This is a genomic window from Stutzerimonas stutzeri, assembly GCF_018138085.1.
In the GTDB taxonomy this organism is placed as follows: Bacteria; Pseudomonadota; Gammaproteobacteria; order Pseudomonadales; family Pseudomonadaceae; genus Stutzerimonas; species Stutzerimonas stutzeri_AI.
This window is the reverse complement of sequence record NZ_CP073105.1, coordinates 2,066,293-2,089,152: the sequence shown is the minus strand read 5'-3', so window position 1 is coordinate 2,089,152 and position 22,860 is coordinate 2,066,293. Positions and strand designations below refer to the sequence as shown.

Sequence of the window (22,860 nt, the reverse complement as noted above, 5' to 3'; positions counted from 1 at the left end):
CCTCAATCCTCCAGGCGTGGAAAGCGTCCGGCGATATCCTCGCCGGTGAACTGCGCAACCCAGCCCTCCGGGTTGTTGAACAGGCGAATGGCGACGAAGTGGGGATGCTCACCCATGTCGAACCAGTGCCTGGTACCTGCCGGCACCGAAATCAGGTCATTCTTCTCGCAGAGCACCGCATACACCTTGTCCTCGATATGCAGCGTGAACAGGCCGCGGCCGGCGACGAAGAAGCGAACCTCGTCCTCGGCATGGCGATGCTCTTCGAGGAATTTGGCCCGCAATTCGGCCTTCTGCGGATGATCGCTGGTCAGGCTGATCACATCGACGGTGACATAACCGCGCTCGCTCATCAGCCGATCGATCTGCGGTCGATAGGCTGCAATCACCTCCTCCGAACTGGCACCCGCGCCAATCGGCGCGCTGGCTTCCCAGCGCTCGAGATGCACGCCGACCTCGGCCAGTGTGGCAGCGATGTCGTCGATGTGCGTCAGCACCTTGAGTGGCTGCTCGGGGACGCTGTCCTGATAAACGCTGAGGATGCTCATAGTGTGGTCTCCAGCCGGGACGCTCGGCCCGGCTTCTCGTCAATGGTTCGGCAACATGCGTGACATGCTTTGGAAGCGATGCTCGGTCATGACCGCTGCAGCATGCGCATCTTCAGCTCGCATTCGAAGAGAAATTCGAACGCCTCGATCTGGCGTAGCGCATCGCGCATCTGCGCACCCCAGGTGTAGAGCCCGTGCCCACGGATCAGATAGCCGACGCAATCGGGATGCCGGTCCAGCCAGGGCTGAACACGTGAGGCCAGTCGCTCAATGTCCTGATCGTTGTCGAAGATCGGCACGGTGACCTGCGATTCGTGAGTCGCGACACCGCTGAAGGCCTTCTGCAGCTCGTAGTCGGCGAACTCCAGCGAGTCGCTCAGACACAGGCGAGAAAGCACGGTGGCATTGACCGAATGGGTGTGCAACACCGCACCGATCTCCGGCCGCCAGCGATACAGCTGGGTGTGCAGCAGTGTTTCGGCCGACGGCTTCTTGCCATCCTCCAGGCTGCGCCCGTCCATGTCGACGGCCAGCAGATCATCCGGGGTCAGTTGCCCCTTATGCTTGCCCGACACCGTCAGCAGCGCCTCGGTACTGCTCAGGCGGGCCGAGTAATTGCTGCTGGTGGCCGGTGACCAGCCGCGGTCGTAGAGAAAACGCCCGGCATCGATGATGGCCTGCGACAAGTGTTCACGAGTGGCTGTCATGCCCGGTTCTCCTGCTGGGGGATGGCAATGATAACGGCTGCGGCCAGCGCGGCCAGGCTGGCGATGGCGAAGGTCCACAACGGCCCGAGGCTGGCCCAGCTGTAACCGGAATAAAGCGCCCCCAGGGCGCCGCCGATACCGGCAAGGGTCGCATACAACGCCTGCCCCTGGCCCTGCTGTCGGTGACCGAAACTGCGCTGGACGAAATGAATGGCTGCCGCATGAAAACTGCCGAAGGTGGCTGCATGCATCAATTGCGCGACGAGCAGCACGCCCAGGTGATCGGCCAACGTACCCAGCAACAGCCAGCGAATCGCCGCCAGTGCGAAGCTCGCTAGCAATACCTGGCGCAGGGAGAAACGCGCCAACAGTGCAGCCATCACCAGAAACAGCAGGATTTCGGCGACCACACCCAGCGCCCAGAGCATTCCGATCGTGCTGCGGCCATAGCCGAGCGCTTCGAGGTGGATCGAGAAAAATGTGTAGTACGGACCATGACTGACTTGCATCAGGCCGACGCTGACGAAGAACGCCAGCACGCCAGGACGGCACAGCTGGCGAAGAAAACCGCCCTGCCCGTCCAGCTCCGGCCGCTGCTCCGGCACTGCGTCAGGCACCCAGATACTGCTGATCACGATTCCAACCATGACCGCCATCACCGCCACCGGATAGACATTCAGCCCCAGACGTTCGAACAGCGCACCGAGCCCCACCACCGCCACGATGAAACCGATGCTGCCCCACAGCCGGATCTGGCTGTAGCGTGACGCCTGCTCGCGCAGGTGCGCCAGGGTGATCACTTCGAACTGGGGCAGCACCGCGTGCCAGAAGAAGGCGTGTAACGCCATCACCAGCGCCAGCCAGGCATAGCTCTTGCCGTAGAAGATCAAGCCGAAGGAAAGCAAGGTACAGACCGCGCCGAGACGCACGATCAGCAGGCGCTGCCCGGTGGCATCGCCAAGCCAGCCCCAGAGGTTAGGCGCCACACAGCGCATCAGCATGGGAATGGCGACCAGCTCACCGATGCGTGCCGCGGAGAAGCCGAGGTGATCGAAGTACAGGCCAAGAAAGGGCGCAGCGGAGCCTAGCAGCGCGAAATAGAAAAAATAGAAGCCGGACAGGCGCCAGTATGGAAGCGAAGCAGTCATAGGCTAGACGTCATGAGCTGGAAGCAAAGCCATGCGATACGGCGCGGGCGCGTTGCTCGTCCTCCAGCCTCAGGCTCAGATCTGCCCCAACACCGGTGTTGCCACCAGCACGTCGGCATTCTGCCCTCGATGACGCAGTAGATGATCCAGCAGAACGATCGCCATCATCGCTTCGGCGATTGGTGTGGCACGGATGCCGACGCAGGGGTCGTGACGGCCTTTGGTGATCACCTCGACCGGATTGCCGTCGACATCGATCGAGCGGCCCGGCGTGGTAATGCTGGATGTCGGCTTGAGCGCCAGATGCGCGATGATCGGCTGACCGGAAGAAATACCGCCAAGCACACCGCCGGCGTTGTTCGAAACGAAGCCCGTCGGGATCATCTCGTCCCGGTGCTCGGTGCCGCGCTGAGCGACGCAGGCGAAACCGGCGCCTATTTCCACACCCTTGACCGCGTTGATGCTCATCAGCGCATGCGCCAGCTCGGCGTCCAGACGGTCGAAGATCGGCTCGCCAAGGCCAGGCGGCACGCCGTCGGCGATTACGGTGATCTTCGCCCCAACCGAGTCTTGATCGCGGCGCAGTTGGTCCATGTAGGCTTCCAGTTCCGGCACTTTGTCTGGATCGGGGCTGAAAAAGGCGTTCTGCTCAACGCTGTCCCAGGTCTTGAACGGAATCTCGATCGGCCCTAGCTGACTCATGTAGCCACGCACCTGTATGCCCAGGGTCGCCAGGTACTTCTTGGCGATGGCACCCGCGGCAACGCGCATGGCGGTCTCACGGGCCGAGCTACGGCCGCCGCCGCGGTAATCGCGCAGGCCATATTTATGGTGATAGCTGTAGTCGGCGTGAGCAGGACGAAACAGGTCCTTGATCGCCGAATAGTCCTTGGATTTCTGGTCGGTGTTGCGTATCAGCAGGCCGATCGGGCAGCCGGTGGTACGCCCCTCGAACACGCCGGAAAGAATCTCCACCTCGTCTGGCTCCTGGCGCTGGGTGGTATGCCGGCTGGTGCCCGGCTTGCGCCGATCGAGGTCCCGTTGCAGGTCAGCAGCGGTCAGTTCCAGCCCCGGCGGGCAGCCATCGACGATGGCGACCAGCGCCGGACCATGGCTTTCACCAGCGGTGGTGACGGTGAACAGCTTGCCGTATGTGTTGCCGGACATGCAGGGCGCTCCGCGATCGACCTAAACAAGGGGCCGGAAGTATACCCGAGCGGCCGCAGGTTTCACTGTCTTCGGTGACGGCGCATACTCGAGCAGCCGAACCAAACGGCCCGCCTCGTATCAAACCCGCTTCGTCAGTGATCGAACCCTGCCAATGCGTTTCCTTTTGCTGGTCACCCTGCTCGCCATGCTCGCACCCCACGTACAAGCCACGACGCTGCTAAACCAGACGATGACCGTCCAGGTTCCCGACGGCCGCCTGTACGGCAGCCTGCTGCTTCCGAAGGCTGACCGGGCACTGCCGATCGCCCTGCTGATTCCCGGCTCGGGCCCCACCGACCGCGACGGCAATAATCCCATGGGGCGTAACGATAGCCTCAAGCGGCTGGCGCAGGCGCTTGCCAAGCACGGAGTCGCCAGCCTGCGGTATGACAAGCGCGGGGTCGGGCAAAGCCGTGCCGCAGCGCCGGACGAACGCCAGTTGAGCGTGGAAGGCTATGTCGCCGATGCCGTCGCCTGGGCGCGACTGCTGCAAGCGGACCCGCGCTTTTCCAACGTGGTCCTGATTGGCCACAGCGAGGGCGCACTGGTTGCCAGCCTCGCCGCGCCGAGCGTGGCACCGGCCGCCCTGATCAGCATCGCCGGCAGCGGCCGCCCCATCGACCTGTTGCTGCGTGAGCAACTCCAAGGCCGCCTGCCCCCACCCTTGCTGGCGACCGCCTATTACCTGATCGATGAACTCAAGGCGGGCAGGACTCATGAGCGGGTACCGGAGCCGTTGAAGGTGTTGTTCCGCCCGAGCGTACAACCCTATCTGATCTCGTTGTTCGAGCAGGATCCGGCGAGCGCCTTTGCCAAGACCCGCGCACCGGCCCTGATCATTCAAGGCACCCACGATATACAGGTCGACCCCGAGGATGCCGAGGCGCTACAGCGCGCCCGAGCGGATGCCGAGCTGGCGCTGATACCGGGGATGAATCACGTGCTGCGCATCGTTGCGATGACTCACGACCGCCAGACCGCCTCCTACAACCAACCCGAGCTCCCGATCGCCCATGCCCTGACGGAACGGATCAGCCAGTTCTTGCGCCGATACGGCATATTGCCACCCTCCAGCTAGCCGTCCGTCGGCCGATACACTCCTTGCCTACCACTGATCCAACCGGCAGGCCTTGGACGCCAGCATGACCGATAGCCCAGCATCAACCAACGACAATGAGCCTCAAGCCCCCGCGACTGCGCAGGCAGACCCTTGGGCGACCCTCGCTCCGGATCGTTTCCGCCTACTGCGCCTGGCGCCGCTGCCGACCGATCGGGATACCGGCCCGCGGCCGCTGCGGTTCGTCGAACTGGCGCAAGTCGAACGACATACACCCCAACGGAGCCTGCTGAAATTGTTCGTTCGGCTCCCGGGCCAGGTGTTGTCCAAGAAGCACAACGTGCTGGAAATATGGGCTGATCATCGCGCCAAAGAGCTGCGTTTTGGCCCGGACACCGGCTTGCATATCGAGCCTGCCAACCGAGGCCTTGGGCGTTTCCTGCTGGCGCAGGGCTCCCTCTGGGCGCAGAAGCGCTGGGCACACTACCTGGTAGAAGGCGGCGCACTGCCGGCAAAGGACATAACCGGCGAAGAGATGCGCTTGCGGCGTGATCATTGCCTGCTGAGCCAAGGCTTCGATGTGCTCTACCCCGAGCCGCAACAGCTCAAGGCGACCTATGGCGCGCCCCGCGTCAGCACCCTGCGGCCCGACTGGAATCCCGAGAAAGTACAGATCATCGAACTCAAGGACGCGGCAGCGATGCTTGAACAGGCAGATCGTAATCTGCTCGAGCAGGAAAACAGTATCCGCGACATCCAGGACCGGTTGAGTCGGCTTCGACGCGAAGACGGCACCCTCAGATTCACGATCGCCTGCCTGGTCGCCTTTGCCCTGTTTCAGGCGGGCCTGCTCATCTGGATAGCGACCCGCTGATCAGCACGGTGCCGTCCGGGCCTTCGCTCAGGCCCGTTTCAGCCGCTCACGGAACAATGCCTGGTGCTCACGACACTGGCTGGCGGCGAGCAGAAACACCCCGTGGCCGCCCTCGGAGAACTCCAGCCAGGTGAAGTCCACCTCGGGATAGAGCGCCTCCACATGCACCTGGCTGTTACCGACCTCGACGATCAGGGCACCACTTTCGCTAAGATGATCAGCCGCCTCGGCCAGCATACGCCGTACCAGGTCCAGGCCGTCATCGCCACAGGCCAGCCCCATGGCCGGCTCATGGTGGTATTCGTCCGGCATGTCAGCGAAATCTTCGGCGTCCACGTACGGCGGGTTGGATACGATGAGGTCGAAGCGTTGCTTCGGCAGCCCGTCGAACCCATCGCTCTGCACCGTGTAGACCCGCTCCTCCAGGCCATGGTGTTCAATGTTGCGATTGGCCACCTCGAGCGCGTCGAAGGACAGATCGGCCAGCACCACCTCGGCCTCGAGAAACTCGTAGGCGCAGGCAATCCCTATACAGCCGGATCCGGTGCACAGATCGAGAATTCGCGCAGGAGGCTGTGCCAGCCAGGGCTGGAAACGGCGCTCGATCAGCTGGCCGATCGGCGAACGCGGTATCAGAACGCGCTCATCGACGATGAACGGCAGCCCGCAGAACCACGCCTGCCCAAGCAAATAGGCCGTGGGCACTCGCTGCTCGATGCGTCGGCGCAGCAACTGCTGCAGGTGCTCGCATTCATCGTCTTCCAGCCGGCAATCCAGGTAGGCGTCAGCCATTTCCCAAGGCAGGTGCAGAGCGCCGAGCACCAGCTGGCGCGCCTCGTCCCAGGCATTGTCCGTACCGTGGCCGAAGAACAGTTGCTCGGCTTGGAAGCGGCTGACGGCCCACCGAATATAGTCACGCAAGGTACGCAGGCGGGAAGGCGAAGCGGTCACGGCGGCATCTCCTGTCAAAAGCGCGGAAGTTTAGCCGATGGCGTCCTGACTTTCCTGGCGAATACGCTTCGTCTGTGATGGCTTATGGCCTGATACCTGCAATTCAGATCGCTAATTCATCACCCTGGGCAGTTCACATATCAGTCATCTGGCGCCACAATCATGCCCCCCTCAAAACAAGGAGTCAGTCATGTCCAAGCCACAGACCATGCTTCAGCTCAGTGGCCGCAGTTATGCACCGGCGACTTTGGCTAACGCGACCCTTGTGGTCATTGACGTTCAGGAAGAATATCGGACGGGCACCCTTGCACTGCCGAACCTGAACTCCGCGCTGGAGGAAATCAGCAAGGTATTGACCGCTGCACGCGCGGCCGGCGCGCCTGTCGTCCACGTGCATCATTTGGGGATTCCAGGAGGGTTGTTCGATCCACAGGGGCTGCGTGGGCAGATCATGCCGGAAGCGGCGCCGCTCGCCGGCGAAACGGTGATCGGCAAGACCCTTCCCAACGCATTCGCCGGTACAGAGCTGCATGAACTGCTGCAGCAGCATGGCCGCCTCGATCTGATCGTCTGCGGCTTCATGACCCATTCCAGCGTGAGCACCACAGTGCGTGCGGCAAAGGACTATGGATATCGCTGCACCCTGGTGGACAAGGCTTGCGCCACTCGCGACCTACCGATGGGGGACGGTGCAATCGAGGCGGCACAGGTGCATCGCATGGAGATGACCATCCTTGCGGACAACTTCGCCGTTTGCGTGGCCGATGCCGCAGCGCTGGCATAAGCGCTCATAGCAGTACAGCGTTACCTGACACTGAATGAACCTGGCCGGAAGCCCGGCCTCAGCCTGTTCTGACGAGGTAACCGCCATGAAACGAACCGATGGATTCGATGCACGCCGCCTTCGCCCTCGTCAGCCGCGCAGCTGGGGATCACGGCTGGCCTCGGCATTCGGCCTGCTGTTGATCCTGGCCGGCATCCTGCTGGCCGGCTCTGGTGCTGCCGCATTGCTCAGCCACCATGAGTGGGTGGTCGATGTGGCGCTCGATCGCGAAGCGGCAATCACGCTATTGGTGCTGGGCCTGGTTTTGCTGGCGCTGGGTATGCTCATCAGACGTCGAGTGAAGCGCCGCCTGCGTGGACCTGCAGGCTTGAGCATGTCGCCTCGCCTGAAAGGGAAACGTTGAGCGCAGCATCGTTGCTCTCGGCGCGCGGACAAACTCCCGCTAAATGCTTTGGGATAAAATCGCCGTCAAATGCGGGAGGCCTCATGCAAGACGATGACTTTTCACTGTTCAAATCCGCCGTACGCGGCGTCAAGCCGATCGAGCACGATCGCGCCGATACCGGTAAACCCCGCAGCAACAAGGCACAGATAGCGACACGGCGAGCCAATGCCGTGATCCGTGACGGCGAAACCCGCATCGATGGGCTTTCCGATCAGTTCGTCATCGACGTTGCAGCGGAAGATGAACTGTATTGGGTACGCGACGGCGTCCAGGATAGCCAGATGCGGAAGCTGAAAGGCGGCCAGATCTCCTTCGAAGGCAGCCTGGATCTTCATGGGCTGAGCGTCGAGAAGGCCCGCGAGCTGCTCTGGGATTTCCTTGCCGAGGCCTGCAAGTTCGAGATTCGCTGCGTGCGCGTAACCCACGGCAAGGCGGCACGAATCGATGGCAAGCGGCCACTCATCAAAAGCCACGTCAACACCTGGCTACGGCAACACCCCCAAGTGCTCGGTTTCACCTCGTGCCTTCCGAAACATGGCGGTACCGGCGCCGTCTATGTGATGCTCAAACGAACCATGCTCGAAGGCCGGGACGAGTAACCGGCACACCGGTCGCGCCGTTCCGCTGGATTCTGGCGCATGCCGCTTGCAGCCCAGCGGCCGAGCCCCTAACCTTCGCATTCGCGCTATTTCGCAAGCCTGACAGGTAGTCACATGTCCCTGGAAACTCATTACACCGCGATCCTTGGCCAGTTGGGCGAGGACGTCAACCGCGAGGGCCTGCTCGACACGCCCAAGCGCGCGGCCAAAGCCATGCAGTACCTGTGCAAGGGCTATCAGCAGACGCTCGAGGAAGTCACCAACGGCGCGCTGTTCAGCTCCGACAACAGCGAAATGGTGCTGGTGAAGAATATCGAGCTGTATTCGCTGTGTGAGCATCACATGCTCCCTTTCATCGGCAAGGCTCACGTCGCTTATCTACCCAACGGCAAGGTATTGGGGCTATCGAAGGTCGCGCGGATCGTCGAGATGTACGCCCGTCGCCTGCAGATTCAGGAGAACCTCACACGTGAAATCGCCGAGGCGATTCAAACCGTCACGGGCGCCTGGGGTGTAGCGGTCGTCATCGAAGCCCAGCACATGTGCATGATGATGCGTGGCGTGGAGAAGCAGAACTCCTCGATGGTCACCTCGGTCATGCTGGGCCAGTTCCGCGAAAACGCCGCCACCCGCAGCGAGTTTCTCGGCTTGGTCAAGTAACTCGAACGGCCGGAGAGACAGCACAGCGGTTGCTCTCCGGTCTTTCGTCGCCGCCCCTCCCGCTACATGCGCCTAACCGAACATTCCTACATGCCCAGGGTGGCTGGCGACACGCAGCAGCCAGGCGCAGATTGCCGGGTATTCGTTCAGCCTAAAACCGCCCTCTTCGGCGACATGCGTATAGGCATATAGCGCCACATCCGCAATCGAATACCGATCGCCGACCAGATAGGGTGTGCGCAGCAGCTGCTGCTCCATCACATCCAGAGCGTGATAGCCGTCGAGCTGCTTGGCCGCGTATTCGTCCAGACGATCATCCGGCAAGCCAAGGTAAACCTTGATGAACCGCGCCACAGCTATGAATGGCTCATGGCTGTACTGCTCGAAGAACTGCCACTGCAGCACCTGAGTGCGTAGCCGCGGCTCCGCTGGCAGGAACGGAGACCCCTCTGCGAGAAAATTGAGGATCGCGTTCGATTCCCACAGACAAGTGCCATCTTCCAGCTCGAGGACGGGAATCTTGCCGTTGGGATTCTTCTTCAGAAAGGCTTCCTCGCGGCTCTCACCACGAAGGATATCCACCGGTATCCACTCATATTCCCGACCGAGCAGATGCAGCATCAGCTTAACCTTGTAGCAATTGCCGGAACGGTAATCGCCATAGACCTTGTACACCATCACCTCCCTCCTGGGCACGCAAGCGCCAGCCGCCGTCTAAGCCGCCTCGACTACAACGGCATCACGGACCACGTTAGCCAGCCGTCGCACACCTTCATCCAAACGATCCGGTGCAACGTGGCTGAAATTTAGCCGCAGGTATCCAGGGTTTCGCTCCGGATCGACGAAGAACGGCTCGCCCGGCATGAAGGCGACATCCTGCGCCAGCGCTGGCTGGAGCAGCGTCCGCGTATCCACTGGTTGCTTCAGCCGCAACCAGAAGAACAGCCCTCCCTGCGGGAGCTGCCAATCGGCCAGATCGCCGAAATGCTCCAGCAAGGCCGCCTGCATCGCATCTCGACGCAGACGATAGAATCGGCGCAGCTCGCTCAGGTGCGAATGGTACTGCTCACTGCCCAGCCACTGCAGCGCCTGCCACTGGCCGACGCGGTTGGTGTGCAGGTCGGCCGATTGCTTCAGTCGCAGCAGATAAGGGAACAGATCGGGAGTCGCGATCAGATAACCGACCCGCAGCCCCGGCAATAGTGTCTTGGAGACTGTACCGGTATAGATCCAGCTGGCTTTGCGCATCCGGCCGACGATTGGCTGGGCGCTGCTCTCATCGAAAACCAGGTCACGATAGGGCTCGTCCTCGATCAAGGTCACGTCGAACTCATCGAGCAGCATGGCAACGGCATCGCGCTTCTCTTCGCTATAACGGGTGCCAGACGGATTCTGAAAGGTCGGAATAAGGTACGCAAAAGCCGGTTTGTGCTGCTCCAGCCGCAGACGCAAAGCTGCTAGCGATGGACCATCCGCTTCCTGGGGCACGGCAAGGCAGTCGGCTCCGAATAGCTGAAACGCCTGCAGCGCTGCCAGATAGGTCGGCGCTTCGAGCAGCACCTCGGTCCCGCGATCGATAAACAACTTGGACGCCAGATCGAGGGTTTGCTGGGACCCGCTGACAATCATTACCTGGCTGGCCGAACAATCGACCCCGAGCGCACGCGCTTCGGCCGCGATGGCTTCGCGCAACGCCGGCTCCCCTTCGCTCATGCCGTACTGCCCCATGCTGGCAGGCATTTCAGCCCACTCGACCTTCGGCAACATCGACTCGGCCGGCAACCCGCCGGCAAACGACATCACCTCGGGCTTCTGTGCAGCGGCGAGTATTTCTCGGATCAGTGAGCTTTTGAGTCGGTCGACGCGTTCGGAGAAGGCCATTGGGGCACCGGGTGCAATAAGGAAAAAAATGGGTCAAACTCTTTGACCGAAATTACGCCCTCGCCAGTGAATACGTCAATATGCATGACCTAAAAAAAAGCACAGTGCAGCGACAGATCATGGAGAACTTCTTCCACGGCTATCAGGCGTTCACCGCCAAGCCGGACGAGATGCTGGCCCGCCGGGGCCTGTCTCGCGTGCATCACCGCATCCTGTTCTTCATCGCCAGCTACCCGGACCTGAGCGTCAAGGAGCTGCTCGCCCATCTCGGCGTCAGCAAGCAGGCACTGAACACGCCGCTGCGGCAGCTTATCGAGATGCATCTGGTGGAAAGCCGGACGGCCAAGGACGACAAGCGCAAGCGCATGCTGCGCTTCACCCCCGAAGGCGCAAAGCTGGAGCAGGCGCTGCGACGCGAGCAAGTACGGTTGCTCGAGCGGGCCTTCATACAGGCAGGGGATGATGCCGTTGCTGGCTGGCTGGCCGTGAATCAGACGCTTGCAACCAACGCCGCACGCAACTGAGCGGACGAACGAAAGGAAGGAGCGATTAGCGGCCTAATTTGCACGAGACAGAAAGCCGACCTGCATCAGCCAGATAGCGACCTAGCTCCTCGCATGCGAGGAGCTAGCAGCTGAGCCACCCGAAACACAGGCACAAAAAAGGGCGACCGAAGTCGCCCTTTTTCTGGATTGCAGAACTTAGTTCTGGTTTTCCATTTGCGCGCGGATCAGATCACCGATGGTGGTCGGACCGGCAGCCGGCTCTACGTCCTGCTTGGTACGCAGTTCCTTCATCGCGTCCTTCTCGTCCTCGACGTCTTTCGACTTGATGGACAGGCTGATGACGCGGCTCTTACGGTCGATACTGATGATCTTGGCTTCGACTTCTTCGCCTTCCTTCAGGACGTTACGCGCGTCTTCAACGCGGTCACGGCTGATTTCGGAGGCTTTCAGCGTAGCTTCGATATCGTTGCCCAGATCGATGATGGCGCCCTTGGCGTCAACTTCTTTCACGGTACCGCGAACGATGCTGCCCTTGTCATTGACGGCGGCGTAGTTGGAGAACGGATCGTCTTCCAGCTGCTTGATGCCCAGGGAGATGCGCTCACGCTCCGGATCGACCGACAGGATGACGGTGTCCAGCTCGTCGCCCTTCTTGAAGCGACGCACGGCTTCTTCGCCAGCTTCGTTCCAGGAGATGTCCGACAGGTGAACCAGACCGTCGATGCCGCCGTCCAGACCAATGAAGATACCGAAATCGGTGATCGACTTGATGGTGCCGGAGATACGGTCGCCCTTGTTGAACTGGCCAGAGAAGTCTTCCCATGGGTTGGACTTGCACTGCTTGATGCCCAGGGAGATACGACGACGCTCTTCGTCGATGTCCAGAACCATGACTTCCACTTCGTCGCCGACCTGTACGACCTTCGACGGATGGATGTTCTTGTTGGTCCAGTCCATTTCGGAAACGTGCACCAGACCTTCGACGCCCTCTTCCAGCTCGGCGAAGCAGCCGTAGTCGGTGAGGTTGGTAACGCGGGCCATGACGCGGGTGTTTTCCGGGTAACGAGCCTTGATGGCAACCCATGGGTCTTCACCCAGCTGCTTCAGACCCAGGGATACGCGGTTACGCTCGCGATCGAACTTCAGCACCTTGACGTCGATCTCGTCGCCAACATTGACGATTTCCGACGGATGCTTGATGCGCTTCCAGGCCATGTCGGTGATGTGCAGCAGGCCGTCCACGCCGCCCAGGTCGACAAAGGCGCCGTAGTCGGTGAGGTTCTTGACGATACCCTTGACCTGCTGGCCTTCCTGCAGCGATTCCAGCAGCGCTTCGCGCTCGGCGCTGTTCTCGGCTTCCAGGACGCTACGACGGGAAACGACAACGTTGTTGCGCTTCTGGTCGAGCTTGATGACCTTGAACTCGAGTTCCTTGCCTTCCAGGTGAGTGGTATCACGCACTGGACGGACATCAACCAGGGAACCTGGCAGGAACGCACGGATGCCGTTAACGTCGACGGTGAAGCCGCCCTTAACCTTACCGTTGATAACGCCCTTGACCACTTCCTCAGCTGCGAAAGCCGCTTCCAGAACAATCCAGCACTCTGCACGCTTGGCTTTTTCGCGGGACAGCTTGGTTTCACCGAAGCCATCTTCAACCGCGTCCAGCGCAACGTGAACTTCGTCACCCACGCTGATGGTCAGCTCGCCCTGCTCGTTGTAGAACTGCTCGACCGGGATGACGCCCTCGGACTTCAGACCGGCATGAACAGTGACCCAGTCACCGTCGATGTCGACCACGATGCCGGTGATGATCGCACCCGGCTGCATGTCGAGGGTTTTCAGGCTTTCTTCAAAAAGTTCTGCAAAGCTTTCGCTCATGTTTATTCCTGCTGTTTTCGGGCGAGGATCCGCCCAATCTCCACATCCCAGATAGAAGTGGGTTCATTCATATAAAAAAAGGCCTGTGGGACTAGATCTGGTCTCCCACATGCCTCCTTGTTAACAGCCCTCGATATCGAGGAACCGTCAGCCCGCCTCTCGGCGGTCGCTCTTCAGGCAAAATCGCGCTTGGCGACCTCGCTCAGAATCTGTCCTAGCACCTGCTCGATCGAGAGATCGGTGGAATCGAGCTGAACCGCATCGTCTGCCGGCTTCAGCGGAGCCACTTCACGCTGGGTATCACGCTCATCGCGCGCCCGTATCTCATCGAGAAGACTCGCGAGATTAACATCATCGCCCTTGCCCTTCAACTGCAGGTAACGACGCCGCGCCCTTTCCTCGGCGCTGGCAGTCAGAAATATCTTCAGCGGTGCATCGGGAAATACCACCGTTCCCATATCACGACCATCGGCCACAAGGCCGGGCGGTTCGCGAAACGCCTTTTGCCGCTGCAGCAGCGCATCGCGCACGGCCGGCAGCGCGGCGACCTGGGAAGCGCCAGCACCCACCTGCTCGTTGCGAATGGCGCTGGTGACTTCTTCTCCTTCGAGAATGATCTGCATGCCATGGCCATCCTTGGCGGCGCCGAACTGCACATCGAGATGCGCGGCCAGCAGCTTCAGCGCTTCTTCATTGGTCAGATCCACACCGTGGTTGCGGGCCGCGAAGGCCAGCAGGCGGTACAGCGCGCCGGAATCGAGAAAATTCCACCCCAATTTCGCCGCCAGCAGCGCCGCAACCGTGCCCTTGCCGGAGCCGCTCGGGCCATCGATGGTGATGACCGGGACATCTCTGTTCATGAGTTACCCTCCACACCCACACGCATTCCGGCGCGCTCGGCCAGCGCAAGGAAGTTCGGGAACGAGGTCGCTACGTTGGCGCAATCATGAATGCGGATCGGCGCACTGGCACGAAGCGCAGCAACACTGAAAGACATCGCGATCCGATGATCTCCATGCGCCCAGACCTCGCCACCACCGATGGCGTTGCCGCCCTCGATGATAATCCCATCCGGCGTCGGCGTGGCCTTCACGCCCAGGGCCTGCAGACCATCGGCCATCACCTGGATGCGATCGGACTCCTTGACCCGCAACTCCTCGGCACCTCGCAAGGTGGTGCGCCCCTCGGCACAGGCGGCGGCCACGAACAGCACAGGGAATTCGTCGATCGCCAACGGCACCAGGTCTTCCGGAATATCGATCCCCCGAAGCGACGCTGCGCGTACGCGAATATCGGCAACCGGCTCGCCACCGACCTCGCGCTGATTGCTCAGCTCGATGTTGGCCCCCATCAATTTCAGGATATCGATGACACCGGTGCGCGTCGGATTTACGCCGACATGCTCAAGCGTGATGTCCGAACCCGGCGCGATGCTGGCGGCCACCATGAAGAACGCCGAGGACGAAATGTCAGCAGGCACTTCGATCTGCGTGGAACGCAGCCTGTGGCCCGACTCGACAGTCGCCGTGTTGCCTTCGACCTGCACCGGATAACCGAAACCCTGCAGCATCCGCTCGGTATGGTCGCGCGTCGGTGCCGGCTCGGTGACCGATGTCTTCTCGGCCGCGTACAAACCTGCCAACAACAGGCAAGACTTGACCTGGGCGCTGGCCATCGGCATTTCGTAATGCATGCCCGACAGCTTCTGACCGCCACGAATGGTCAACGGCGGACGGCCTTCGGCTGCCGTCTCGATCACGGCGCCCATCACGCGCAGGGGCTTGGCGACACGGTTCATGGGCCGCTTGGACAGCGAGGCATCGCCGGTCAGCGTGGTATCGAATGGCTGCGCAGCCAACAGGCCTGCCAACAGCCGCATCGAGGTACCCGAGTTGCCGAGATAGATGGGTCCTGGCGGTGGTTTGAGACCGTGCAGGCCGACGCCGTGGACAGTGACGCGCCCCTGATTCGGTCCTTCGATGACCACGCCCATGTCGCGGAAAGCCTGGATGGTTGCCAGGGCATCCTCACCTTCGAGAAACCCCTCCACTTCGGTAGTGCCTTCGGCGAGCGAGCCGAGCATGATTGAACGGTGGGAAATGGATTTGTCGCCGGGTACACGAAGTTGGCCGCTGAGGCTGCCGCCCGGGTTGGCGAGGAAGATAAGGTCTTTGGAATGCATAACGTCCACATAGGCTCTGCGAGCCAGTATTTTGCTGAAATGTTCGCGGGCAGCCTTGGCGCGCGTGAACACGCCCAACAGGGTATGCCCGTCTCCTTCATCGACCGCGGCGCGAAGCGCGTCGAGGTCGGCACGAAAATCATCCAGGGTCTGCAGCACCGCCTCGCGATTAGCGAGAAAGATGTCATGCCACATCACCGGATCACTACCCGCTATTCGGGTGAAATCGCGAAACCCGCCCGCCGCATAGCGGAAAATCTCGAGATTCTCGTTGCGTTTGGCCAGCGAGTCCACCAGACCGAATGCCAGCAGGTGCGGCAGGTGGCTGGTGGCGGCGAGCACCTCGTCATGATGCTGGACATCCATGTGCTCGACATCGGCTCCTAACGCTCGCCACAACCGATCCACCAGCGCCAGCGCAGCCGGGTCGGTATCCTCCAGCGGCGTCAGAATGACCTTGTGCCGTCGAAAAAGCGTGCTTTGGGCAGCCGTCACGCCACTCTGTTCCGAGCCGGCTATCGGATGGCCCGGCACGAAGCGCGGCGGCATCGCGCCGAACAATTCACGACTGCGGCGCACCACGTTGCCCTTCGCGCTGCCGACATCGGTCAGCACGGCTTCGCCAAGGTCGAGTGGCGCAAGCTCAGCCAGCAACCGCTCCATCGCAAGGATCGGAACAGCCAGTTGAATGACGTCCGCGCCCCGGCAGGCCTCCTCGAGGCTGTCAGCACAGCGATCCACCACTCCGAGCTCGACAGCCAGCTCCCTGGAGCGCGGATCGAGATCGAAGCCAACGACTTCGGCACAGTGGCCGCCTTCACGCAGCCCCTTGGCGAACGAGCCTCCGATCAGCCCCAGACCGATAACAGCCAAACGGCGCACCATTGGCGAATCGGAGTGCTGTTCGACGTTTCGGCTCAACGTCCGAGCGCCTTGCGCAGGGCGTCCAGAAAGCGGGTGTTTTCCGCTTCGGTCCCGATGGAGACCCGCAAAAAGGTCGGCATGCCGTAGCCAGCGACCGGTCGCACGATGACGCCATCGCGTAGCAATGCCTGATTGACCGGCGCGGCGTCACGGCCCATATCGACCGCGATGAAGTTGCCTTTCGACGGGATCCACTCCAGTCCCAATTCACTGAAGCCTGCCTCCAGCTGAAGCATGCCGGCCGCGTTGCAGGCCCTGCTCTGAGACAGAAAGCGATGGTCGTCGAGCGCTGCGCAGGCGGCTGCCTGCGCGAGCGAGTTGACGTTGAACGGCTGGCGCACGCGATTGAGTACATCGGCGATCTGTGCCGAACAGACCGCATAGCCAACACGCAACGCCGCCAACCCATACGCCTTGGAAAAGGTTCTCGATACCAGCAGGTTGGGATGCGCCGCCAGGAACGCCATGCCATCGGGCAGGTCGCCACCCTCGGCATACTCGATGTAAGCCTCGTCGAGCACAACCAGCACATGCCCGGGAACGCTGCTCAGAAAGCTGCTCAGCGCATCGGCACCGAACCAGGTGCCGGTGGGGTTGTTAGGGTTAGCAAGGAACACGACGCGGGTATTGGCGTCGATCGCCGCCAGCATGGCGTTTAGATCGTGGCCCCATTGCCGGGCTGGAACAGCCTTGGCCTGTGCGCCCACGGCCTGGGTCGCGATCGGGTAGACCGCAAAGGCATGCTCACTGAAAACGGCGTTCAGACCGGGTGCGAGATAGGCCCGCGCGACCAGTTCGAGGATGTCGTTGGAGCCGTTGCCGAGCGTCACCTGGTCGATACCGACACCATATCGTTCGGCCAGCTTCTGCTTGAGTACGAAACCATTGCCGTCGGGATAGCGCGTCAGCTCGTCGAGTTGCGCCCTGATCGCCTCGATGGCTTTAGGGCTGGGACCCAGGGGGTTTTCATTGCTCGCCAGTTTGACGATCGTTGCCGGATCGAGGTCGAGCTCACGCGCCAGTTCGTCTACCGGCTTGCCCGGCACGTAGGGCGACAGTTTTTGCACTCCTGGCTGAGCCAGGGCGAGGAAATCACAACTCATAAAAAGGCCTCAGGCTGCAGGCTTCAAGCCGCAGGCACAAGCCGCTCGCCTGTCGCCTGCAACCTGCAGCCTGGAAGCCGCAGTTAAAGTACCGCTTTCGGATAGGACCCCAGCACCTTCAGCGCGACCGCTTCGCGGCCGATCTTCTCCAGCACGTCCTTGATCAGCGGCTCCTGGTGATGACCGATGCAGTCGATGAAGAACACGTAGGTCCACTTGCCGCTGCGTGAGGGACGGGTCTCGATACGCGTGAGGTCGATTCCGTTGGAGTGGAACGGCATCAGCAACTCGTGCAGCGCGCCCGGCTTGTTGCGCATGGAAACGATGATCGAGGTCTTGTCGTCGCCGGTGGGCGGTACCTCCTGGCTGCCGATGATCAGGAAGCGCGTGGAGTTGTCCGGACGGTCCTCGATCTTCTCGGCGATCTTGCTCAGGCCGTAGAGCTGAGCCGCCATGTCGCCGGCGATCGCCGCGGAATTCCACTCGCTCTTGACGCGCTTCGCCGCATCGGCGTTGCTGGAAACCGCGACGCGCTCGACGTTCGGGTAGTGGGCATCCAGCCACTTGCGGCACTGCGCCAGCGATTGCGCATGGGAATAGATACGAGTGATGCGATCGGTCTTGGTCGTCTCGCCCACCAGCAGATGATGGTGGATGCGCAGCTCGACCTCACCACAGATGACGATGTCGTGCTCGAGAAAGCTGTCGAGGGTGTGGTTGACCGCGCCTTCGGTGGAATTCTCCACCGGCACCACGCCGAAGTTGACCGCACCAGCCACCACTTCACGGAAGACCTCATCGATCGCCGCCATAGGTTTGCTGATCACCGAGTGCCCGAAGTGCTTGAGGGCTGCGGCCTGGGAAAAGGTGCCTTCCGGGCCGAGGTAGGCCACGCGCAGCGGCTGCTCCAAGGCCAGGCAGGACGACATGATTTCCCGGAACAGGCGGGCCATCTCCTCGTTGTCCAGCGGGCCTTTGTTCAGTTCCATGATGTGCTTGAGCACCCAGGCTTCACGCTCGGGGCGATAGAAAACAGCCTCTTCGCCCTCGGCCAGAGATGCCGTCTTTACCCGTGCCACATCCTGAGCGCAACGGGCGCGCTCACTGATCAGCTCGAGAATCTTCTCGTCGAGACTGTCAATGCGCAGACGCAGCGCCTTCAGCCGGTCGACATCGCTCATCAGCCGTGCTCCTTCTCGAATTCGCGCATGTAGGCTACCAGGGCCTCGACCGCATCCAGGCCGACCGCGTTATAGATGGAGGCGCGCATGCCGCCCACCGAGCGATGGCCCTTCAGGTTGAGCAGCCCGCGTGCATCGGCTCCGGCCAGGAAGGCCTTGTCCAGTTGCTCGTCAGCGAGCCTGAACGGCACGTTCATCCAGGAGCGCGCATTGCTGGCGATCGGGTTGGAGTAGAAGTCGCCGGAGTCGATCACGCCGTAGAGCAGGTCTTTCTTGGCGCGGTTGGTACGCTCCATCGCCTCGACGCCGCCCTGCTCCTTCAGCCACTCGAAGACCAGACCGGAGAGATACCAGGAGAACGTAGCAGGCGTGTTGTACATGGAGCCGTTGTCGGCAGCGATCTTGTAATCGAGCATGGTCGGGCAGCTCGAGCGGGCCCGCCCCAGCAAGTCTTCACGAACGATCACGACGACCAGGCCCGACGGGCCGATGTTCTTCTGAGCGCCGGCGTAGATCAGACCGAACCGCGACACATCCAGCGGGCGGGAAAGAATGTCCGAAGACATGTCGACCACCAGCGGCGTGTCGCCCAGCTCGGGAATCCAATCGAACTGCAGTCCGCCGATGGTTTCGTTGCTGGCGTAGTGCAGATAGGCCGCATCGGCGCGCAGGTTCCACTCGTTCTGCCCGGGGATGGCGAAGTAATCGTAGGATTTGGCGCTGGCTGCGACGTTGATATGCCCGAAGCGCTTGGCCTCCTCGATGCTCTTGCGTGACCAGATGCCGGTGTCGATGTAATCGGCGACGCCGTCCTCGGGTAGCAGATTCAGCGGGATTTCGGCGAATTGCTGGCTAGCGCCGCCCTGGAGGAACAGCACCTTGTAGTTCGACGGAATGCTCAGCAGGTCGCGTAAATCCTGCTCGGCCTTCTCGGCGATCGCCGTGTACTCGTCGCTGCGATGGCTCATTTCCATGACCGACAGGCCCCGGCCTTGCCAGTCGAGGAGTTCGGCCTGGGCGCGCTGCAGCACGGCCTCAGGGAGCGCGGCGGGACCTGCGCAGAAGTTAAAGGCGCGTTTGCTCATCTTCGTACTCTCAAAAACGGTCGATACCATGCTCGCTCCGCCCGTCGCCAAGGCGCTCAGGTCCAGCGCTTGCAATCCTTACCACAGCGGGTTCCGATCGAGCCGAGGTGCGATACCCGCAGGTATCGCACTTCATGATCAATCGTCGTCGGTGGGCACTACGTCCGGCGGCACATCACCGCCACCACCGAGCAGCTCATCCTCGCTGGGCTCGGTGCTGACAACGGGCATTTCCTTGTCCAGTGCTTCGTCATCGAGAACCGCCTCGATGTCTTCCAGCACGTCCTCCTCGGAGGGCTCCTGGACTCTCTCGAGGCCAACCAGGTGCTCGTTCTTGCCCAGCTTGATCAGCGTCACGCCCTGGGTGTTACGGCCCAGCGAGGACACTTCATCGACACGGGTGCGAACCAGCGTGCCCTGATCGGAAATCAGCATGATTTCCTCGCCCTGCTGCACCTGGACGGCACCGACCAGCGGGCCGTTGCGCTCGTTGGTCACCATGGCGATCACGCCCTGGCCACCGCGACCGCGACGCGGAAACTCATCGATCACAGTGCGCTTGCCATAACCATTGAGGCTGGCGGTGAGTATCTGCGCGTTGGGCTCGGGAATCAGCATTGAGATCAGGCGCTGACCTTCCGGCAGGCGCATGCCGCGAACGCCTCGGGCGGTACGGCCCATGGTGCGAACGTGCTTCTCCTTGAAGCGGATCACCTTGCCACCGTCGGAGAACAGCATGACTTCACGCGCACCGTCGGTCACCGCTGCGGCGATCAGGGTATCGCCCTCCTCCAGGCCGAGCGCGATCAGGCCGACGCTGCGTGGGCGGCTGAACTGGGAAAGCGGGGTTTTCTTCACGGTGCCCTTGGCGGTCGCCATGAAGATGTAGGTGCCGGTCGGCTCGTCTGCCGACTCATCGGACTCATCGCCGTCGAGCGGCTCTTCCGCCTCTTCGACTTCGTTGATGATTTCGGCATCTTCAACATCGTCTTCGCCGTTGTGCTGCTGTTGACGCGCAGCCTCGATGTCGACCTGCAGCATGGCGGTGATGTGCTCGCCTTCGGACAGCGGCAGCAGGTTGACCAGCGGACGGCCGCGCGATGTGCGCGAAGCCTCGGGAATCTCGTAGGTCTTGAGCCAGTACACCTTGCCCTTGCTGGAGAACAACAGCAGCGTGGTGTGGCTGTTGGCGACCAGCAGGTGCTCGACGTAATCCTCTTCCTTGACGCCAGTGGCCGCCTTGCCACGGCCACCACGCCGCTGCGCCTGGTAGGCCGCCAGCGGCTGCGACTTGGCATAGCCGCCATGGGAAATGGTGACGACGCGCTCTTCTTCGGTGATCAGGTCGGCCAAGGTCAGATCCAGACGCGCCTCGAGAATCTCGGTGCGACGCGCATCGCCGAAGTCGCGCTTGACGCCTTCGAGCTCCTCGCGGATGACCTCCATCAGGCGCACCGGATCGGTGAGGATACGGATCAGCTCACCGATCTGGGTCAGGATCTCTTGATACTCGCTGAGCAGCTTCTCGTGCTCGAGGCCCGTCAGGCGATGCAAACGCAGGTCAAGAATGGCCTGGGCCTGTTCCGGCGACAGGTAATACTTGCCGTCGCGCAGACCATATTGCGGATCCAGGCCTTCAGGACGGCAGGAATCGGCACCGGCACGCTCGACCATCGACTCGACGGCGCTGGACTCCCAGGCCTCGGCAATCAGCGCTTCCTTGGCTTCAGCCGGGGTTGGCGACGCCTTGATCAGAGCGATGACCGGATCGATGTTGGACAGTGCGACGGCCTGGCCTTCGAGGATATGCCCACGTTCGCGCGCTTTGCGCAGTTCATAGACCGTCCGGCGGGTTACGACTTCGCGGCGATGGCGGACGAAGGCTTCGAGCAGTTCTTTCAGGTTGAGCGTACGTGGCTGGCCGTCGATGAGCGCGACCACGTTGATGCCGAATACGCTTTGCAGCTGGGTCTGGGCATAGAGGTTATTGAGGATGACCTCGGGTACCTCGCCACGACGCAGCTCGATGACCACGCGCATGCCGTCCTTGTCCGACTCGTCGCGCAGCTCGGTGATGCCCTCGAGCTTCTTCTCTTTCACCAGCTCGGCGATCTTTTCGATCAGTCGCGCCTTGTTCAACTGGTAAGGCAGCTCGGTGATGACGATCTGTTGACGGCCACCGACCTTGTCGATGTCTTCGATGGTCGAGCGCGCGCGCATATAAATGCGTCCGCGGCCCGTACGGTAGGCTTCGACGATGCCCGCGCGACCATTGATGATGCCCGCCGTGGGAAAGTCGGGGCCGGGGATGAACTGCATGAGCTCATCGATGCTGATGTCTGGGTTTTCGATCAGTGCCAGGCAGCCATCGATCACTTCGCCCAGGTTGTGCGGCGGAATGTTGGTCGCCATGCCCACGGCGATACCGCTGGAACCGTTGACCAGCAGGTTCGGGATCTTGGTCGGCATGACTGCCGGAATCTGCTCGGTGCCATCGTAGTTGGGCACCCAGTCGACGGTTTCCTTGTCCAGGTCGGCCAGCAGCTCGTGCGCCAGCTTGGCCATTCGTACTTCGGTGTATCGCATGGCCGCGGCGTTGTCGCCATCGACCGAACCGAAGTTGCCCTGACCATCGACCAGCATGTAGCGCAACGAGAAAGGCTGCGCCATCCGCACGATGGTGTCGTATACCGCCGAGTCACCATGAGGGTGATATTTACCGATCACGTCACCGACCACACGGGCGGATTTCTTGTACGGCTTGTTCCAGTCGTTACCCAGTTCGCTCATGGCATACAGCACACGGCGATGCACAGGCTTCAATCCGTCGCGCGCATCCGGCAGCGCTCGTCCGACGATTACGCTCATGGCGTAGTCGAGGTAGGACTGCTTGAGTTCGTCTTCGATATTGACCGGGAGGATTTCTTTGGCCAGTTCGCCCATGGAAGCCTGGTTCCTTATAGTCAGCAGGGTCCTGCGATTAAGCGCGGAATGGTATCACAAGGAGGGAGGCCGCTGGAGGCTGCGGGCTTAACGAACAACGCGTTTCGAGCCCGAGCCGCTCGCTGGCTCACAGAAGGACGCAGGGCATGGCTGCGGTTCTTCCCCGCTCAGCCTCCAACAGCTTGCATGCGC

At 61.6% G+C, this 22,860-nt stretch carries 21 protein-coding genes; 7 read left to right on the top strand and 14 right to left on the bottom strand.

Translation table 11 applies throughout. The annotated features are described in order from the left end of the window. Positions 1-2: 2 nt before the first annotated feature. From KCX70_RS09720 to aroC, 4 genes are all read right to left on the bottom strand, one after another. On the bottom strand, positions 3-548 hold the full coding sequence (locus tag KCX70_RS09720) for a 1,2-dihydroxy-3-keto-5-methylthiopentene dioxygenase (protein ID WP_021207935.1): 546 nt from the start codon (positions 546-548) through the stop codon (positions 3-5). Positions 549-634: 86 nt separating this feature from the next. Next, positions 635-1,255 carry a methylthioribulose 1-phosphate dehydratase gene (locus KCX70_RS09715; protein WP_212620039.1) on the bottom strand — a complete coding sequence of 207 codons (621 nt, stop codon included), beginning with the start codon at positions 1,253-1,255 and terminating at the stop codon, positions 635-637. After that, positions 1,252-2,403 carry an MFS transporter gene (locus KCX70_RS09710; protein WP_212620038.1) on the bottom strand — a complete coding sequence of 384 codons (1,152 nt, stop codon included), beginning with the start codon at positions 2,401-2,403 and terminating at the stop codon, positions 1,252-1,254. Before KCX70_RS09710 ends, KCX70_RS09715 begins: the two co-directional genes overlap by 4 nt. Before the next feature lie 75 nt (positions 2,404-2,478). Further along, on the bottom strand, positions 2,479-3,570 hold the full coding sequence (gene aroC / locus KCX70_RS09705) for a chorismate synthase (protein WP_212620037.1): 1,092 nt from the start codon (positions 3,568-3,570) through the stop codon (positions 2,479-2,481). A gap of 154 nt (positions 3,571-3,724) precedes the next feature. Here aroC and KCX70_RS09700 point away from each other — a divergent pair, with 154 nt between their 5' ends. Together KCX70_RS09700 and KCX70_RS09695 are read left to right on the top strand one after the other, a co-directional pair. Beyond that, positions 3,725-4,690 (top strand): alpha/beta hydrolase family protein, encoded by a 966-nt coding sequence (locus KCX70_RS09700; protein WP_212620036.1) that lies wholly within the window; start codon positions 3,725-3,727, stop codon positions 4,688-4,690. 64 nt (positions 4,691-4,754) lie between these two features. Beyond that, positions 4,755-5,543, top strand: a complete 789-nt coding sequence (locus KCX70_RS09695) for a hypothetical protein (RefSeq protein WP_212620035.1) — start codon at positions 4,755-4,757, stop codon at positions 5,541-5,543. Positions 5,544-5,570: 27 nt separating this feature from the next. On the opposite strand, the gene prmB is transcribed toward KCX70_RS09695, so the two are convergent. Beyond that, on the bottom strand, positions 5,571-6,494 hold the full coding sequence (gene prmB / locus KCX70_RS09690) for a 50S ribosomal protein L3 N(5)-glutamine methyltransferase (protein WP_212620034.1): 924 nt from the start codon (positions 6,492-6,494) through the stop codon (positions 5,571-5,573). Positions 6,495-6,684: 190 nt separating this feature from the next. On the opposite strand from prmB, the gene KCX70_RS09685 reads away from it, so the two are divergent. The 4 genes from KCX70_RS09685 (at position 6,685) to folE (ending at position 8,982) form a co-directional block, all read left to right on the top strand. Continuing rightward, positions 6,685-7,278 carry a cysteine hydrolase family protein gene (locus KCX70_RS09685; protein WP_102850856.1) on the top strand — a complete coding sequence of 198 codons (594 nt, stop codon included), beginning with the start codon at positions 6,685-6,687 and terminating at the stop codon, positions 7,276-7,278. Between the two features lie 85 nt (positions 7,279-7,363). Then, entirely contained in the window at positions 7,364-7,681 is a 318-nt protein-coding gene (locus KCX70_RS09680) for a hypothetical protein (protein ID WP_212620033.1), read from the top strand. 83 nt (positions 7,682-7,764) lie between these two features. Then, positions 7,765-8,322, top strand: coding sequence for a Smr/MutS family protein (locus KCX70_RS09675; protein WP_212620032.1), 558 nt, complete (start codon positions 7,765-7,767; stop codon positions 8,320-8,322). A 114-nt stretch (positions 8,323-8,436) separates the two neighbouring features. Then, the gene (gene folE / locus KCX70_RS09670) at positions 8,437-8,982 is read left to right on the top strand and encodes a GTP cyclohydrolase I FolE (RefSeq protein WP_021209878.1); all 546 of its coding nucleotides are present in this window, start codon (positions 8,437-8,439) and stop codon (positions 8,980-8,982) included. Between the two features lie 72 nt (positions 8,983-9,054). Here folE and KCX70_RS09665 read toward each other — a convergent pair whose 3' ends face one another. Both KCX70_RS09665 and KCX70_RS09660 read right to left on the bottom strand, forming a co-directional pair. Next, on the bottom strand, positions 9,055-9,657 hold the full coding sequence (locus tag KCX70_RS09665; protein ID WP_212620313.1) for a glutathione S-transferase family protein: 603 nt from the start codon (positions 9,655-9,657) through the stop codon (positions 9,055-9,057). A gap of 39 nt (positions 9,658-9,696) precedes the next feature. Next, the gene (locus tag KCX70_RS09660) at positions 9,697-10,863 is read right to left on the bottom strand and encodes a PLP-dependent aminotransferase family protein (protein ID WP_212620031.1); all 1,167 of its coding nucleotides are present in this window, start codon (positions 10,861-10,863) and stop codon (positions 9,697-9,699) included. A gap of 80 nt (positions 10,864-10,943) precedes the next feature. On the opposite strand from KCX70_RS09660, the gene KCX70_RS09655 reads away from it, so the two are divergent. Beyond that, a complete protein-coding gene (locus tag KCX70_RS09655; RefSeq protein ID WP_021209881.1) occupies positions 10,944-11,387 on the top strand; it encodes a MarR family winged helix-turn-helix transcriptional regulator in 444 nt (147 codons plus the stop codon). Positions 11,388-11,564: 177 nt separating this feature from the next. Here KCX70_RS09655 and rpsA read toward each other — a convergent pair whose 3' ends face one another. From rpsA to gyrA, 7 genes are all read right to left on the bottom strand, one after another. After that, positions 11,565-13,250: a 30S ribosomal protein S1 gene (gene rpsA, locus KCX70_RS09650; protein WP_019339331.1), complete on the bottom strand. Its 1,686-nt coding sequence runs from the start codon at positions 13,248-13,250 to the stop codon at positions 11,565-11,567. 173 nt (positions 13,251-13,423) lie between these two features. Continuing rightward, the gene (gene cmk, locus KCX70_RS09645) at positions 13,424-14,110 is read right to left on the bottom strand and encodes a (d)CMP kinase (RefSeq protein ID WP_021209882.1); all 687 of its coding nucleotides are present in this window, start codon (positions 14,108-14,110) and stop codon (positions 13,424-13,426) included. Continuing rightward, positions 14,107-16,317 (bottom strand): bifunctional prephenate dehydrogenase/3-phosphoshikimate 1-carboxyvinyltransferase, encoded by a 2,211-nt coding sequence (locus KCX70_RS09640; RefSeq protein ID WP_212620312.1) that lies wholly within the window; start codon positions 16,315-16,317, stop codon positions 14,107-14,109. The genes cmk and KCX70_RS09640 overlap by 4 nt, the downstream gene beginning before the upstream one ends. 32 nt (positions 16,318-16,349) lie before the next feature. Continuing rightward, positions 16,350-17,459: a histidinol-phosphate transaminase gene (gene hisC / locus KCX70_RS09635; RefSeq protein ID WP_102846034.1), complete on the bottom strand. Its 1,110-nt coding sequence runs from the start codon at positions 17,457-17,459 to the stop codon at positions 16,350-16,352. An 83-nt stretch (positions 17,460-17,542) separates the two neighbouring features. Then, on the bottom strand, positions 17,543-18,640 hold the full coding sequence (pheA, locus tag KCX70_RS09630) for a prephenate dehydratase (protein WP_102846035.1): 1,098 nt from the start codon (positions 18,638-18,640) through the stop codon (positions 17,543-17,545). Next, positions 18,640-19,725, bottom strand: coding sequence for a 3-phosphoserine/phosphohydroxythreonine transaminase (gene serC / locus KCX70_RS09625; protein ID WP_212620030.1), 1,086 nt, complete (start codon positions 19,723-19,725; stop codon positions 18,640-18,642). Before serC ends, pheA begins: the two co-directional genes overlap by 1 nt. A 138-nt stretch (positions 19,726-19,863) precedes the next feature. Beyond that, positions 19,864-22,668 (bottom strand): DNA gyrase subunit A, encoded by a 2,805-nt coding sequence (gyrA, locus tag KCX70_RS09620; RefSeq protein ID WP_212620029.1) that lies wholly within the window; start codon positions 22,666-22,668, stop codon positions 19,864-19,866. Between the last annotated feature and the right edge of the window lie 192 nt (positions 22,669-22,860).